The organism is Methyloversatilis sp. S146-33, from assembly GCF_059552495.1.
Window position 1 is genome coordinate 19254 of the sequence record NZ_JCANOT010000041.1, and the last position, 12470, is coordinate 31723.

Annotated in this window: 14 protein-coding genes; 10 read left to right on the top strand and 4 right to left on the bottom strand. The window is 66.1% G+C overall.

Annotation, left to right across the window (positions count from 1 at the left end; translation table 11 throughout):
* Nucleotides 1-137 precede the first annotated feature (137 nt).
* The 6 genes from flhA to AC51BJ_RS17545 are packed head-to-tail and all read left to right on the top strand — an operon-like array spanning nucleotide 138 to nucleotide 7004.
* Entirely contained in the window at nucleotides 138-2246 is a 2109-nt protein-coding gene (flhA, locus tag AC51BJ_RS17520; RefSeq protein WP_430434736.1) for a flagellar biosynthesis protein FlhA, read from the top strand.
* Nucleotides 2243-3772: a flagellar biosynthesis GTPase FlhF gene (gene flhF / locus AC51BJ_RS17525; RefSeq protein ID WP_430434735.1), complete on the top strand. Its 1530-nt coding sequence runs from the start codon at nucleotides 2243-2245 to the stop codon at nucleotides 3770-3772. The genes flhA and flhF overlap by 4 nt, the downstream gene beginning before the upstream one ends.
* Before the next feature lie 4 nt (nucleotides 3773-3776).
* Nucleotides 3777-4652 (top strand): MinD/ParA family ATP-binding protein, encoded by an 876-nt coding sequence (locus tag AC51BJ_RS17530; RefSeq protein WP_496281085.1) that lies wholly within the window; start codon nucleotides 3777-3779, stop codon nucleotides 4650-4652.
* Between the two features lie 32 nt (nucleotides 4653-4684).
* On the top strand, nucleotides 4685-5401 hold the full coding sequence (locus AC51BJ_RS17535) for an RNA polymerase sigma factor FliA (protein WP_019917293.1): 717 nt from the start codon (nucleotides 4685-4687) through the stop codon (nucleotides 5399-5401).
* Nucleotides 5402-5412: 11 nt separating this feature from the next.
* The gene (locus tag AC51BJ_RS17540; protein WP_496281086.1) at nucleotides 5413-6171 is read left to right on the top strand and encodes a flagellar motor protein; all 759 of its coding nucleotides are present in this window, start codon (nucleotides 5413-5415) and stop codon (nucleotides 6169-6171) included.
* Nucleotides 6168-7004 carry a flagellar motor protein MotB gene (locus AC51BJ_RS17545; protein ID WP_496281087.1) on the top strand — a complete coding sequence of 279 codons (837 nt, stop codon included), beginning with the start codon at nucleotides 6168-6170 and terminating at the stop codon, nucleotides 7002-7004. Before AC51BJ_RS17540 ends, AC51BJ_RS17545 begins: the two co-directional genes overlap by 4 nt.
* Here AC51BJ_RS17545 and AC51BJ_RS17550 read toward each other — a convergent pair whose 3' ends face one another.
* The 4 genes from AC51BJ_RS17550 to flgA form a co-directional block, all read right to left on the bottom strand.
* The gene (locus AC51BJ_RS17550; RefSeq protein WP_496281088.1) at nucleotides 7005-7556 is read right to left on the bottom strand and encodes a Spy/CpxP family protein refolding chaperone; all 552 of its coding nucleotides are present in this window, start codon (nucleotides 7554-7556) and stop codon (nucleotides 7005-7007) included.
* A 117-nt stretch (nucleotides 7557-7673) separates the two neighbouring features.
* Nucleotides 7674-8168, bottom strand: coding sequence for a flagella synthesis protein FlgN (locus tag AC51BJ_RS17555; RefSeq protein WP_425761493.1), 495 nt, complete (start codon nucleotides 8166-8168; stop codon nucleotides 7674-7676).
* Nucleotides 8168-8482, bottom strand: a complete 315-nt coding sequence (gene flgM, locus AC51BJ_RS17560; RefSeq protein ID WP_019917298.1) for a flagellar biosynthesis anti-sigma factor FlgM — start codon at nucleotides 8480-8482, stop codon at nucleotides 8168-8170. Before flgM ends, AC51BJ_RS17555 begins: the two co-directional genes overlap by 1 nt.
* Before the next feature lie 144 nt (nucleotides 8483-8626).
* Nucleotides 8627-9307: a flagellar basal body P-ring formation chaperone FlgA gene (gene flgA, locus AC51BJ_RS17565; protein WP_430434728.1), complete on the bottom strand. Its 681-nt coding sequence runs from the start codon at nucleotides 9305-9307 to the stop codon at nucleotides 8627-8629.
* 310 nt (nucleotides 9308-9617) lie between these two features.
* Here flgA and flgB point away from each other — a divergent pair, with 310 nt between their 5' ends.
* Genes flgB through flgE form a run of 4 tightly spaced genes read left to right on the top strand, consistent with a single transcriptional unit; the run spans nucleotide 9618 to nucleotide 12371 of the window.
* Nucleotides 9618-10025 carry a flagellar basal body rod protein FlgB gene (flgB, locus tag AC51BJ_RS17570; protein ID WP_019917300.1) on the top strand — a complete coding sequence of 136 codons (408 nt, stop codon included), beginning with the start codon at nucleotides 9618-9620 and terminating at the stop codon, nucleotides 10023-10025.
* A 24-nt stretch (nucleotides 10026-10049) separates the two neighbouring features.
* Nucleotides 10050-10451, top strand: coding sequence for a flagellar basal body rod protein FlgC (flgC, locus tag AC51BJ_RS17575; RefSeq protein ID WP_020165452.1), 402 nt, complete (start codon nucleotides 10050-10052; stop codon nucleotides 10449-10451).
* Nucleotides 10452-10461: 10 nt separating this feature from the next.
* Nucleotides 10462-11139 (top strand): flagellar hook assembly protein FlgD, encoded by a 678-nt coding sequence (locus tag AC51BJ_RS17580; RefSeq protein ID WP_019917302.1) that lies wholly within the window; start codon nucleotides 10462-10464, stop codon nucleotides 11137-11139.
* A gap of 14 nt (nucleotides 11140-11153) precedes the next feature.
* Nucleotides 11154-12371 carry a flagellar hook protein FlgE gene (gene flgE / locus AC51BJ_RS17585; protein ID WP_496281089.1) on the top strand — a complete coding sequence of 406 codons (1218 nt, stop codon included), beginning with the start codon at nucleotides 11154-11156 and terminating at the stop codon, nucleotides 12369-12371.
* The last annotated feature ends 99 nt before the right edge of the window (nucleotides 12372-12470 follow it).

Below are 12470 nucleotides of genomic sequence, written 5' to 3' on the forward strand. Positions count from 1 at the left end.
CACGCCGACGTGAACAGGAGCGCCCCCTGTTTGTAAGGGCGTTTTGCGCTGCGTAACAATCCAGTCGACCCAATAGCCGGGGAAAACCCCTCTTCTTTCTCCGGTTTGATGGACGTCACCTGCGATGAAATGTCGTCATGGCTACGTCCCTCTCGTTCCGTCAGGTCATCGGTTCCCCGAACATCGCCCAGATGGCTGCGCCGCTGCTCATCGTCCTCATCCTGTCGATGATGGTGCTGCCGTTGCCCACCTTCGTGCTGGACGTGTTTTTCACGTTCAACATCGCGATGTCGGTGATGGTGATGCTGGTGGCGCTCTATACGACAAAGGCGCTCGATTTCTCGGTATTTCCGTCGGTCCTGCTGGTGACCACGCTGCTGCGCCTGTCGCTGAACGTGGCTTCCACCCGGGTCGTTCTGCTCGAAGGCCACACCGGCCCGGATGCGGCCGGCAAGGTGATCGAAGCCTTCGGCCACTTCCTGGTCGGCGGCAACTACGCGGTCGGCATCATCGTTTTCATCATCCTGACCGTCATCAACTTCGTCGTCGTTACAAAAGGCGCCGGCCGGATCGCCGAGGTGGGCGCTCGTTTCACGCTGGACGCGATGCCCGGCAAGCAGATGGCGATCGACGCCGACCTGAACGCCGGCCTGATCGGTGAGGACGAGGCGCGCCGCCGCCGCAAGGAAATCGCCGACGAGGCGGATTTCTACGGTTCGATGGACGGTGCGTCCAAGTTCGTGCGCGGCGACGCCATCGCCGGCATCCTCATCCTGCTCATCAACATGATCGGCGGCATGCTGATCGGCGTCATGGAGCACGACATGGGCGCCGGCCAGGCTGCAAAGTCCTATGTCCTGCTGACCATTGGCGACGGCCTGGTCGCGCAGATCCCGGCGCTGGTGATTTCGATCGCCGCCGGTCTGGTGGTGTCGCGCGTCGGCAACGATGGCGATGTGGGCGGCCAGGTGATCGGTCAGCTGTTCGGCGATCCGCGTGTGCTCGGCATTTCCGCCGGCATCATGGGCCTGATGGGCATGATCCCCGGCATGCCCAACTTCGTTTTCCTGCTGATCGCCGCCGGCCTCGGATACCTTGCCTGGCGCGGCATGCAGAAGGCGGCGTCGCCCAAGGTGAAGGAGGCGGCGGAGAAGAAGGCGGCCGAACAGGCGGCGGCGCAGTCGGTCACGCCGCCCGAGCAGCAGGAAGCGGCATGGACCGATGTCGTGCCGGTCGACACGCTGGGTCTCGAAGTCGGCTACCGCCTCATCCCGCTGGTCGATCGCGGCCAGGACGGCGAACTGCTCAAGCGCATCCGCGGCCTGCGCAAGAAGTTTGCGGCGGAAATCGGCTTCCTGACCGCGCCGGTGCACATCCGTGACAACCTCGAACTGAAACCCAACGGCTACCGCATCACGCTCAAGGGCGTCGATGTCGGCAGTGGCGAGGCCTATCCGGGCAGCCTGATGGCGATCAACCCGGGCCGCGTGGCGGGCTCGCTGCCGGGCCGCGAAGCACGCGATCCGGCGTTCGGCCTGCCGGCGGTGTGGATCGAACAAGGCCTGCGCGAGCAGGCGCATGCACTCGGCTACACCGTGGTCGATGCGGCCACCGTGATCGCCACCCACCTGAACCATCTCATCCTGACTCACGCCGCCGAACTGTTCGGCCGTCAGGAAGCGCAGGCGCTGCTTGAACACGTCGGCCGCGAACAGCCCAAGCTGGTCGAGGATCTGGTGCCGAAGGCGCTGCCGCTGGCGGTGGTACAGCGGGTGCTGCAGAGCCTGCTTGAGGAGGGTGTGGCGATCCGCGACATGCGCTCCATCGTCGAGACGCTGGCCGAGTACGCGCCGCGTACGCAGGACCCGCTCGAACTGACCTCTCGCGTCCGGGTGGCGCTGGGCCGCGCCATCGTGCAGCAGCTGTTCCCGGGCAATACCGACGTCCAGGTCATGGTGCTCGACCCGGGTCTGGAGCGCCTGATCGGTCAGGCGCTCGGTGGCGGCGGCGACGGTTCGGTGATTGAACCGGGCCTGGCCGACACGCTGATGAATGAAGTGGCGCGCACCGCGCAGAACCAGGAAGAAATGGGTCTGCCGGCCGTGCTGCTGGTGCCGGCGCCGCTGCGCTGGCTGCTGTCGCGCTTCCTGCGCCGGGCGGTGCCCAGCCTGAAAGTACTCGCCAATTCCGAAGTTCCTGAAACACGCACCATCAAGGTGACCTCTGTCATCGGAGTCAAATCATGACGCCTCGCAAATATCTCGCTGCCTCCGCCCGCGACGCCCTGCGCCGCATTAAGGAAGACCTCGGCCCCGACGCCATCGTGCTGTCGAACCGACCGGTCGAGGGCGGCGTGGAAATACTCGCGCTGCCGGCGAATGCGCTCGAGGCCATGACTGCACCGACGAAGAAGCCGGCCGCCGCGCCGGCACCGGCGCCGGTGGCACCGGTGGCGCGTACTGCCGCACAGCCCGCCGCGCGCGCCGAAGCGCAGTCCGCATTTCAGACCTCGTCCCGGCCGTATGGTGACGAGGATTTCGAGGTGACGCTGTCGAGCAGCCTGGCTGCGCGCAAGGTCGCACCGGCACCGGCTCCGGCGCAGGAAGTGCGGGCGCCGAAGCCCTGGCAGCCGTACAAGCCGCGTCCGGCGACGCCGAGCGAATTGCGCGATCTGGCACGCGGCCGTCAGCAGGCGCCGGCCAACGAGCACCTCGAAGCGCACGCCGAAGTGCCGCAGCGTCGTGCCGCACCGGCCGTCGAGGCCGCACCGCGCCACGCCGTGCAAGCGTCCGAGCCGGCGCCGCAGCTTGACGCCGCACTGCGCGAGGAACTGGGCAGCATCCGCCGCATGCTCGAACAGCAGCTGGCCGGTTTCGCCTGGGGCGAAATGTCGCGCAGCTCGCCGATCAAGACCACGCTGGCAGCCGAAATGCTTGAATCCGGCTTCAGCGCGGTGACCACCTACCGGCTGCTCGACCAGCTGAGCAGTTCCGACTCGCTGGCTGCCGCGCGCAATGAACTGCGCACGCTGATCGGCCGCGACCTGATCACGCTGAATTCCGACGCCGACATCATCGACCGCGGCGGCGTCTATGCGCTGGTCGGCCCGACCGGCGTCGGCAAGACCACCACCACCGCCAAGCTCGCCGCCCGCTGCGTCGTGCGCCACGGTGCAGACAAGGTGGCGCTGCTCACCACCGATGGTTACCGGATCGGCGCCCACGAACAGCTGCGCATCTATGGCCGCATCCTCGGCGTGCCGGTGCATGCGGTGCGCGACGCCTCCGACCTGCGTCGCATGCTGGTCGAGCTGCGCGACAAGCACATGGTGCTGATCGACACCGTCGGCATGAGCCAGCGCGACCGCGCCGTCGCCGAGCAGATCGCCATGCTGTCGTCGAGCGGCGACGTACGGCGCCTGCTGCTGCTGAACTCGGTCGCCCGCGCCGATGCGCTGGACGACGTGGTGCGCGCCTACTCGTCGCCGAATGGCGGCGCTGATCTGGCCGGCGCCATCATCAGCAAGGTCGATGAATCGGTCACGCTGGGCCCGGTGCTCGATGTGCTGATGCGCCACGAACTGCCGCTGTACTACGTCGCCAACGGCCAGCGCGTGCCGGAAGATCTGCACCTGCCCAACCGCGCCTACCTGATGCACCGCGCGCTGCGCGCAGCCGGCGAAGAATCGTCGCAACACCTCTCACCGCAGGACGCCGGCCTGTTGATGGCTGCCTCGCGTCGCGACCTGCGCAGCGAGGTGAGCCGTGGCTGATTTCATGCACGACCAGGCAGCCGGCCTGCGCGCCATGTTCCGCCGTTACCCGACGCAGCGCGTCGCCTTCGCTGGCGCGATGGATGGCGTCGGCAGTACCTCGATCGCGCTCGCCACCTCCATCGAGGCGGCCCGCAGCGGCCTGCGCGTGACACTGATCGACGAACACCAGGGCGCCGGCTCGGCCACCGCGCGGCTCGGCCTGACCTCGCGCATCGACCTGCTGCAGGCGATCAACCGCGACGTTGCGCTCGCCTCGGTGCGCATCGCCTCGCAACACGGCGTGGCCGTGGTGCCGGCCGCCCGTCTGGCTGCCGCGTCGAAGCAGCTAAACCGCCTGCAGACCGAGGCGCTGGACGAAGCGCTGGTCGAACTGACCCGCGATACCGAACTGCTGGTGATCGACTGCGCGCTCGACGACGGTCAGCTGTCGGCGCTGGCCCGTCGCGCCGACCGGCTGGCAGTGATCACCGCCGCCTCCGGCGTCAGCATCACCGCCGCCTACGCGCTGATCAAGCGTCACCTCGCGGGCAATGCGCCGGTGACCGGAAGCGCGGCCCGTCCGGTGCATGTCGGCGTCAGCCGCGCGCGCTCGGTGGCCGACGCCCGCCAGGCCTTTGCCAGCCTGAACGGCGTGGTGAGCGAACACCTGGGCAGCGCGCTGCACTGGCTGGGCTGCCTGCCGAGCGGCTACCAGCGCCCGGTTTTCGCCACGGCGGGTGACGATGCCCTCAAGATCGGGCGCGATCTTGCCGAAAAGCTTTTCGTGACCCGCGAGGCGGAGAAAGCCGGTATGTTGTCGGCCCTGGACGACGCGCTCGCGGGTGACCGCAGCGACCGGGGAGGGCGTGCAGACGGATTCCCGGCCCAAGTGGCCTGACTGCACAAGCGACCCGCAGCAGAGGACGAAACATGTACACCGCATCCGGAACACTGGACCGTGATCAGCTTGCCAAGCACTACGCGCCGCTGGTCAAGCGCATTGCCTACCACCTGATGGCCAAGTTGCCGGCCAGCGTGCAGGTCGAGGACATCATCCAGAACGGCATGCTGGGCCTGCTCGACGCGATGAGCCGCTACGAGGAAGGGCTGGGCGCGCAGTTCGAAACCTATGCCGTACAGCGCATCCGCGGCGCCATGCTCGACGGCCTACGCGAGAACGACTGGCTGCCGCGCAGCCTTCGCCGCGACATGCGTCGCATCGAAACCGCCATCCACACGCTGGAGCAGCAGAAGGGCCGTCAGCCGACTGAAGGCGAACTGGCCGAATCGCTCGGCATGCCGCTGCCCGAGTACCAGAAGATGCTGCAGGAAGCGCGCGGCTATCAGTTGGTCTATTTCGAGGACTTCACCGACGGCGACGACGATGATTACCTCGACCGCCACAGCGTCGGTACGGAAGATCTTGATCCGCTCGAACGACTGCTCGACAAGAACATGCGCGACGTGCTGGTGCGCGCCATCGGCGATCTGCCCGACCGCGAAAAGACGGTGATGGGTCTCTATTACGAGGAAGACCTCAACCTGCGCGAGATCGGGGAAATCCTCGGCGTATCCGAATCGCGCGTCTGCCAGCTGCACAGCCAGGCCATCGCCCGACTGCGCAGCCGCATCGCGGCGCGGGGCTGAGCGGAGTACGCGTGCGCATCGATCGCATCAGCATCGCCGGCCTGCTGCTCGGTCTGGCTGCCATCATGCTCGGGCAGGTGCTCGAGGGCGGCAGCCTGTCGTCGCTGTTCCAGCCGGCCGCCTTCGTCATTGTGCTCGGTGGCACGCTCGGCGCGACCATGCTGCAGACCCGCTTCCCCATCTTCATGCGCGGCATGCGCATGGGACGCTGGGCCTTCGTCGCGCCGTCCCAGGTGCCGGACGACATGATCCGCAGACTGGTCGCCTGGGCCCAGCTGTCGCGGCGCGAGGGCATCCTGGCGCTGGAAAAGCAGGTGGGCAACGAATCCGATCCGTTCTACCGCAAGGGCGTGCAGCTGCTGGTGGATGGCGCCGATGCAACGCGCCTGCGCGAGGTGATGGAAGTCGAAATCACCACCTACGAGAACACCCTGCGTCAGGCGGCCCGTGTCTGGGATTCCGCCGCCGGCTATTCGCCAACCATAGGCATCATGGGCGCGGTGCTGGGCCTGATTCACGTGATGGAAAACCTGGGTGACCCGACACGGCTCGGCGCCGGCATCGCCACCGCCTTCGTCGCCACCATCTACGGCGTCGGTGCGGCCAATCTGGTGTTCCTGCCTATCGGTCGCAAGCTGCAAACCCACGTGTCGCAGCTCATCGCGGTGCGCGAAATCTTTGTCGATGGTCTGGTCGGCATCGCCAACGGCGACAACCCGCGCATCATCGAGGGCAGGCTGCTCGGCTACGTTGCTCAGGTGCCGGAGTGAGCGCGCCCCGCAAGCGTCGCTACGTGCCGGAGTCGGACGAGAATCACGACCGCTGGCTGGTTTCCTATGCCGATCTGGTCACCTTGCTGTTCGCCTTCTTCGTCGTCATGTATGCGATTTCCCAGGTCAGCGAGAGCAAGTACCGCGTGCTGAGTGCGTCGCTGAACAGCGCGTTCTCGGCCCGCGACGGCGTCCAGCTGATTGAGCTGCCTGCGGTGGCGCCGCCGCGCAGTGCGCTGCAGATCGAGCTCGATCAGGTCCGTCAGGCGCGTGCCGCAGCGAAGGAAAAGGAGAGGCGCGAACGTGCGCAGCGCACGATGACCGAGCTGACGCAGGCGCTGTCGGCACTGACGCGGGACGGCCAGGCCACGGTCACCGACGGTGCGCTCGGCATCACCGTCGATCTCGACGCGACCTTCCTGTTCGGTCGCGGCGACGCGACGCTGGAACCGGCGGCGCGCGACGTCATCGCGGCGGTGGCCGGCGTGCTGCTCTACAGCGATTTTCCGCTGGTGATCGAAGGACACACGGACAACGTGCCGGCGACCGGGCGTGGCATGTCGAACTGGTCGCTGTCGGCATTGCGCGCCGCGGCGGTGACCCAGGTGTTCGAGGAGCAGGGCATCATTCCGGCAAGGCTCACCGCGGCAGGACTTGCCGACCAGCGGCCGATTGCCGGCAACGACAGTGAAGAGGGGCGAGCGAAGAACCGTCGCGTATCCATCCGCATCGAAACCTACTCGACCGACCGCGCGGCGCTCAATGGCGCGCCGGCGAATGCGCCGGTCGAGGTACCCGAGGGCAGCCTCGGCTCCAGCTTCCCCAGGCTCTGATCACTGCGCCCGCTCGCGGCGTCCGCCGGGAGGCGGGCTGCCGCGCTCGCCGTGGCGGTCGCGCGCAGACCCGTCCTCTGCCCCGCGCCCGGGCAGACCGGAGTACAGCGCGGGCACCGTGCCCGGCAGCAGCCGGTCGGCGACGCGACGCTGGTTGGGGTCGAGCGTGCCGTACAGCAGTTCCGCCGCCTCGGCGATGTCTTCCATCGCGACCAGCCTGTTGCGAACCACATCGACCTTGCGACCGATCTGCTTCACTGCGTCGACGCGTGTGACGGGACGCGGGTCCAGCCGCAGCTGGTCTGCCATCAACGCGCCTATCGTCTCGCGGTAACGCTCCCATAGAGGCTGCTGAAGAGCTGTCAGCGACAAGCTCTGCTCCACCTCGGCCAGTTGCGTCTGCAGATCGTCGACGACACCGGCACTGCCGCCGCTGCGCGCCTCGGCCGGAGACCCGCGTCGTGAGCGGTCGAAGTCGCCGTCCGGTGCGGAGGCGCAGGCGGTCATCAGGAGCACGAGGCTGAGCAGCGGGAGGGTGCGGGAAACGGGCATGGCATGTGGCCGGGGCTGTGGAACAGGCGGCCACGATGACAGCCACCGGCAAACACGCTGTGTCGCCGGGTCAAGCCATGTCGTGCGGGTGTAAGCGGGTGTTGCGCCCCGCAGCGCTCAGGCGCTGCCGAAGGATCGACGGCTGGTGCGTGCCATCGCCTGACCGTCCGGCCCGTAGGTCGACGCCTGCTCGGCGGCCGACATCAGCACGGCAAGCGCCTGCTGGCTGGACTTCATCTGCGCGCGGATCATCAACCCGTTCGCCTGATTCGCGTCATGCGCTTCGCGAGCCAATTCGAGCAGGTCGGCAAAAGGCTTGCGGCAGGCGGTCCATTCCGGTCCGCTGGCGAACAGTGCGTCGATGTCGGCCTTCGCCGGCTTCACGCCGGCACGCGCAAGCAGCGCCGAGCGCGCATCGCCCAACTGCGCGAGGCGGCCATAGACCTCCGACTTGCGTGCGGCAAGCACGGGCAGGGTATCGACATCACCGGATTCGAGCGCGCGGCGCTCGGCATCGAGATGGCCGATGGCCGCGCGCAAGGACGCGACCTCCTCGGTCATCAGTACGGACAGTCGCGCGGAAATCTGCGCGGCCAGTTCGTTCTGGGACATCAGGTCGCCGGGCGCGTATTCAGCATCTGGCGCACGCTTTCGATCAGGCTGTCGGCCACGCGATCGGCGTTGACCTTGAAGCGACCGTCAGCAATGGCCTGCTTGATTTCATCGACGCGAGCGCTGTCGACCACCGGCACGTTGGCAATGGTCGATTCGAGCTCGCGCAGACGCGAGGAGGTGCTCGAAACATCGACCTGGGCACCCGCGGAAGGCGTGGCCGAAGTCGAATTGGTCGGGGTGTTGCCCGACGAGTTGCGCGTGGTCGAAGTTGAAGTCGGACCAAGCGGCTTTCCAGTTCCGTCGATTTTCACGATGAACCCTTTCAGAAGACGTTCGATCGGTATTACGACGACGACACGACAAAACTTTAGAACTTTTTGTAGGGAGCCGTCTTACACCGATGCCTGATTCGCACTATATCAAGCACCGAGGCGGCCCGCAGTTGAACAGTTCTCTCAATAGATCACTTCGACAAGACCGCCCGGACGTGCTACGCCGCTCACCACCTGGCCGCTGCCGGTGCGGATCTGCACCGTCTGGCCCGACTGCGCGGTGGCCAGCGCACGGCCATCGTGACTGACCGAGAAGCCGTTGCCGCGTGCGAACAGTTTCACGATCTGCCCCTGTTGCACGGCGACCGGTGCGCGCAGCCAGTCGGCGCGCAGCGGCTGACCGGCGCCGATGGCGACGTTCACCGATTGCCCGATGGCCTGCTGCGGATCGGTGATCATGTTCGGCGGCAGTTCGGTCAGGTCGCCACGCATGAAGGCGTAATCGCCGTCGGCCACCACCTGACCACGGCCCAGTGCCCGCGCGGCGACCAGATAGTCACCCTCGATGCGCACGCGCGACGGGATGTAGACGGTCCAGCCGGCGCCGGCGACGCAGCGTACGCCGACGCTGACGCGGCCCCAGGGCCGGGCGCCCGGCGGCAGGAAGGGCTCGTGCGCCGTGCAGGCGGCCAACGCGATCCGAGCGTCCGGCTGACCGACTTCGACCACAGCCTTGCCCGGCATGCTTGCTGCCTGCGCCGTCAGGAACTGGCTCACGGCGGCGCGCAGCGCGTCCGGTGAGGTCTGTGCCTGCGCGCTGGAGCACAGGGCAAACAGCAGCATGAGAAGAGGACGACGGAACATGGGCGGATCTCCTGGCGATGGACGCATTCGATCACGCTGCTTGCAAGGTCGATGCCGGAAATAGCGGGTGAAGCACGGTTCTGTTCCCCTGCGCCGTGCCCGGCGCCAGCGGTGCGCCCATTGCCGCAGAGAAATTCCTTTTCCGGCAAGGGTTTGAAGGCGGGTTGTTCGGTTCTGCGCGGCAAACCTTGCCGCTTCGAGGCGGCAGAAGACGAGGAAAGGCGGGGTGCGAACAGTCCTTTTTTGCCGTTTCTGGTCGCACTCCGGCGCTTAAAGTCATTGGCACGATAGCTGCAATGGACTGCACATCATGCCGACACCTCTCGACCGACATCTCAACCTGCATCAAGCCGCCCTCGGCGTGCGCGCCGCGCGCCAGCAGCAGCTGGCGTCGAACATCGCCAACGCCGATACGCCGCACTACAAGGCACGCGATATCGAGTTCCGGAGCGCGCTCGAAAGTGCGCTGGGCGGCAAGCTCGGTGGTCCGGTCGAACTGGCGCGTACTTCCAGCTCGCACATCGAAGCCAAGGGCAGCGGCGCACTCGATCAGTCGATGAAGTACCGCACCGAAACGCAGTCCAGCGTCGATGGAAACACCGTCGATATGGACGTCGAGCGCGCGGCATTCGCCGAGAACTCGGTGCAGTACGAAGCGCTGCTCACCTTCATCAGTGGTCGCCTGCGCACGATGCAGCAGGCGATCCAGGGCCAGTAAGGAGGCTGAACCATGGCAGGAAACATGTTCAATGTGTTCGGCATCGCCGGTTCCGCACTGACTGCACAGTCGGTGCGACTGAACACGACGTCGAGCAATCTCGCCAACGCCGACTCGGTCACCACGGCCAACGGCCAGCCCTACCGCGCCAAGCAGGTGGTGTTCGAGATGAAGCCGATCGCCGACGGCAGCGAAGCCAGTGGTGTGCGCGTGACGCAGATCGTCGAGAGCGCGGCGCCGCTGCGCAGCACCTACGATCCGACCAACCCGGCTGCCAACGCCGACGGCTACGTGCAGATGCCCAACGTCAACGTGGTGGAGGAGATGGTGAACATGATCTCCGCCTCCCGCTCCTATCAGACCAACGCGGAAATGATGAATACCGCGAAGCAGCTGATGCTCAAGACCCTCACCATCGGACAGTAAGGACAACGCCATGGCCACCAATCCCGTCAATGGCAATTCTGCCGCCGACCTCTACAGCTCGCTGAACACTACGCAGAAGCAGGCAACGTCCGAACTCGACGCGGCACAGAACCGCTTCCTGATGCTGCTCACCACGCAGCTCAGAATGCAGGATCCGCTCAGCCCGATGGACAACGCGCAGGTCACTTCGCAACTGGCGCAGATCAGCACCGTCGATGGCATCACCAAGCTCAACAGCACGCTGGAAAAGATGATGGAGAGCACCAGCGATGCACAGCACCTGCAGGCGACGGCGCTGGTGGGTCACGCCGTGCTGATCGAAGGTTCAGACCTGAAGCTGGTCGAAGGACAGTCGATGGGCGGCGTGGAGCTGACCACACCTGCCGACGACGTGGTCGTCACCATCAAGGGCGCGAACGGCGTGATCGTCCGAGAGATGGCGCTGGGCGATCAGGAGGCCGGCATCACGCAATTCGTCTGGGACGGCAAGGATAACTCTGGCACGGCAGTTGCTCAGGATGGCTCGTACTCCTTCTCCGTGAAAGCGGTGCAGGGAGGCAAGACGCTGACCAGCACGCCGCTCGAACTCGCGGTGGTCGGCAGCGTCGAGCGCACCGGCGGTGTCACCCGCCTGAATGTGGGCCAGCAAGGGCTGGTCACGATGAACGACATCAAGCAGATCTACTGATCGGGAGTTGAATCATGGCCTTCCAGCAAGGACTTTCCGGACTGAACATCGCCTCCAAGGCGCTCGACGCGATCAGCAACAACGTCGCGAACTCGACCACCGTGGGTTTCAAGCAGTCGCAGGCACAATTTGCCGACATCTACGCGACCACGCTGGGCGGCGGCGGTTCGGCCCAGATCGGTATCGGCGCTCGGGTGAATGGCGTCGCCCAGCAGTTCTCGCAGGGCAACATCACCGTCACCAGCAATCCGCTGGACATCGCCATCAACGGTGAGGGCTTCTTCCGGATGAGCGACAACGGCGACGTGCTCTACACGCGCAACGGTCAGTTCTCGGTCGACAAGCAGGGCTACATCGTCAATGGCTCCGGTTACCGGCTCACCGGCTACGGCACCGACGCCAACGACAACATCGTGGTGACGGCGCCGATCGACCTGCGCATCGACACCGCGCTGTCCGGCGCCGAGCCGACGTCGACCACGGCGGCCGACCTGGCGGTCAACCTCGATTCACGGCTGTCGCCGCCGGCAACTGCACCGTTCTCGACGGCAGACACATCGAGCTTCTCCTATTCGACCTCAATGACGACTTACGACTCGCTCGGCAATCCGCACGTGATGTCGATGTACTTCGTCAAATCGGCCACGCCGAACGAGTGGGATATCTACACCACGCTGGATGGCGGTGCGCCGACTGCGGCCACCACGCTCACCTTCAACTCGAACGGTGGCCTGGTCGGCCCGTCCACGGTGGCGCAGTCCTTCGCCATCACCACCGGCGCCACCAGCCCGCTGACTTTCGATCTCAACCTCGGCAACTCGACCCAGTACGGCACCACGTTCAGCGTGAATGCCGTGGCGCAGGATGGCTACACCTCGGGCCGGCTGTCCGGCCTCAGCGTGTCGCCGGAGGGCATCATCCAGGGCCGCTATACCAACGGCCAGTCGCGTACGCTGGGTCAGGTCGTGCTCGCCTCATTCCAGAACCCGGATGGCATGGTGCAGCTGGGCAGCAACGCCTGGGCGGAAACTTCGTTCTCCGGTCCGCCCGCTGTTGGTGAGCCCGGCACCGGCAATCGCGGCGGTCTGCAGCCGGGCGCGGTCGAGGATTCCAATGTCGATCTCACCGCAGAACTGGTGAACATGATCACGCAGCAGCGCGCCTATCAGGCGAACGCGCAGTCGATCAAGACCCAGGATCAGATCATGCAGACGCTGGTGAACCTGCGCTGAGTTGAAATTGCCCCCACGCTCACTTCGTTCGCTGCCCCCCGAGGGGGCTGCGCTCGCCCTTGGGGCGGCCCTGCGGGCGGCGCGGCGCTTGCTTCGTGC